Annotated in this window: 1 protein-coding gene; it reads left to right on the plus strand. The window is 41.9% G+C overall.

Annotation, left to right across the window (positions count from 1 at the left end; genetic code table 11):
• The coding region (locus H4J67_RS20100; protein ID WP_182204943.1) for an Ig-like domain-containing protein at positions 1-353 on the plus strand (353 nt) is incomplete at both ends.

Consider the following 353-nt stretch of genomic DNA (forward strand, 5'->3'; position numbering starts at 1 on the left):
ACAACAGCTGAAGATACAACAGCCACAGGCAATGTGTTAGATAATGCTGAAACAGCAGATGGTCCACTAACTGTCACCAGTTTTACTGTTGATGGTAATACTTATAATGCAGGTGACACGGTTACCCTTGCTGAGGGTGAACTCACTTTAAATGCAGATGGTAGTTACACCTTCACACCTAATGATAATTTCAACGGTGCTGTGCCTGTAATTACTTACATTGTTACTGACGGTGCAGGTGATACACAGAGCTCTACACTAACCATTTCAGTGACACCAGTGTCTGATCTAAGTGATGATAGTGAATCTGTTACAACAGCTGAAGATACAACAGCCACAGGCAATGTGTTAGA

It is taken from the genome of Colwellia sp. BRX10-4 (genome assembly GCF_014077465.1).
Classification (GTDB): domain Bacteria; phylum Pseudomonadota; class Gammaproteobacteria; order Enterobacterales; family Alteromonadaceae; genus Colwellia_A.